This is a genomic window from Halorubrum sp. SS7 (assembly GCF_005435055.1).
Lineage (GTDB): Archaea > Halobacteriota > Halobacteria > Halobacteriales > Haloferacaceae > Halorubrum > Halorubrum salinarum.
On record NZ_SGXV01000066.1, the window covers coordinates 1 to 2107 of the forward strand.

At 57.2% G+C, this 2107-nt stretch carries 2 protein-coding genes; both read left to right on the forward strand.

Annotated features, from left to right (window positions below):
- The first annotated feature begins 289 nt into the window (after positions 1–289).
- Complete coding sequence (locus EXE44_RS16495; RefSeq protein ID WP_137717954.1) at positions 290–1612, forward strand: DNA methyltransferase; 1323 nt, start codon at positions 290–292, stop codon at positions 1610–1612.
- Between the two features lie 59 nt (positions 1613–1671).
- A partial coding sequence (locus EXE44_RS16500) for a DNA cytosine methyltransferase (RefSeq protein WP_241991857.1) occupies positions 1672–2107 on the forward strand: 436 nt, incomplete at its 3' end.

The following is a 2107-nucleotide window of genomic DNA, read 5'->3' on the forward strand; positions in this document are numbered from 1 at the left end:
ATGACCTCGCAGGTAGCGACGTTCGCCGACACCGTCTGGTCGGCGATCGGCGAGTGGGTCATCAAGCAGACGCTCGGGCGACTGGAGAGCGCAGCCGCGTAGCATCGGTCGCGGAACAGCACCCATTTCTCGGCGCGTGCTACGGCGGAGAGGGGTTTCAGAATCTTTTGAGGCAGCAGGTGGATGAGAAGTAACTCCGATTCTGATGGTATTCACGCTGTTCGTATAGTTGTTCATACATATATACAGTTAATCGGATTTATGATATTAGACCATACTGTGTATCTGTATGCCAGATGGCTCCGAAGAGGATGGGCCGCGTATGCCTGTTTTCGCAGATCGAGTCGAGTTCATTCGAGAGGATGGCGGACACGAGGTCTACAGAGAAGGGAAACAGACTGAAGCAGCCCGTGAACGGTACAATTACATCAAATCTGAACTCGATGATGGATACCTAGAGGACCGGATCAACCGAGTTACTGACTCCGAGACAGAGGTGTCTGTCGACGTCTCACAGGAGCATCTTGACAATATCGACGCCATCGTCGACGCGATTACGAGTGAGAAGGGCCGAGCACTGTCCGGACTTCTCTGCGGCCAGCTTACCATCAAGTCGATCGCTCCCGAGCAGAGCGTGAGACTCCACAAGGGGAGTAACAGCTCGGCGCATTTCTCTTGGAAGGAAGGGCTCTCAATGCGAACCATCGACAGTAATTACATCGCTCCGACTCTCCGCGATCACGACTTACTTCGTGTCAATCGAGACGGCGTCATGATGACGCGGTCCCTTGCGGAGAACTACCCGTACTCACGGTTCTACAAGGCGAATATCCGAGGCGCACAAGAGGAGTGGGCGGAGATTCTCAGCGCCGTCGAGTCCGAAAACGGACCCGACCCGGAGGAACTGCTCGACTACCTGCTACTCTCGTTCTACAACCGCGGCGAGCGGGCGCAAGAAGCATACGAGAGCGTCCTCTCCCTCGTAGAAGAGGTCACAGAGCGCGGGCTCACTCAGCGGGACGTAACACGGATCATCTCCGAACACGTTTCACGGTCCGACCACGCGGCGCGGATCTTCGAGGTGGCGCTTCATTCGCTGTTCCAGGTGAAAGAGGACAACAGCGGATTACCCCTCGGCTACGAGCTCAAGCCGCTCACACAGATGCGCTCCGCGAACAAGAAGCACGGAAACATCGGCGATCTGGAGGTCGTCGCTCAGGATGCCGAAGGACGGCCCAGAATCAGGGAGGCGTGGGACGCGAAGTACGGGCTTCGAGATCTCGCGACCGAGATCAAAGAGGTCGGTGACAAACTCTCGAATCACCCGGAGACGGAGACCGTCGGGCTGATCACGAGCGAACCGGTTACTGCGAACTACGATGGAATAATTGAGGGGATCGAGTCGAGACACGACGTCGACTTCCAGTTGATAGACTTCGAGTCGTTCGTCCGAGCCCAATTCGAGGAAGCTGAAGACCACCTTTCCCCTGAAGCTTGGATTGTCGCTTACGCCGAATCACTCTGCCAGCAGCGCCGAGACCGGGCACCGATCGACGAGCCTACTCGGGAGTGGGTCGAGAGCCTCGGAGAACTGCTTCAGTTCGACAGCTAGACAGCTTCGACCCGACTCTGACGAAAGTCTTTATGCGGTAATGAGCTGATGGTCGTGTAGTGTCCGATCAGGAGGATATAATGGCTGATTCAGAACCGATCACCGTTGCGAGTCTGTTTTCCGGTGCTGGAGGCCTTGATATCGGGTTTAGCGAGAACCCAGCGTTCGAAATCGCTCTCCATCTTGACGTTGACGAGACCGCGGTCGAGACCCTCGAAGCCAACAGAGGGACCTACGTCGACGAAGAAGCGGTTCTACTCTGTGAGGACGTCCGCGAAGTCGCCGACGCGGTCCTCGACGACCGCCCCGATGAGTTCAACATTCCAGCCACGCTCGGCGACGAAATCGACTTCATAATCGGCGGGCCGCCGTGTCAGCCGTTTTCCGCGGCAGCCCGTCGTGCGGGAGGTACCGAAGGAACCGACAGCGAGGAGGGTCGGCTGTTCGAGGCCTACGTCGACCTGCTCGACAAATGGCAGCCGGCCGGATTCCTCT

What these genes read in the sequence shown, in the direction of transcription:
- EXE44_RS16495 (WP_137717954.1), top strand. Translation starts at nt 290, where the DNA reads ATGCCAGATGGCTCCGAAGAGGATGGGCCGCGTATGCCTGTTTTCGCA.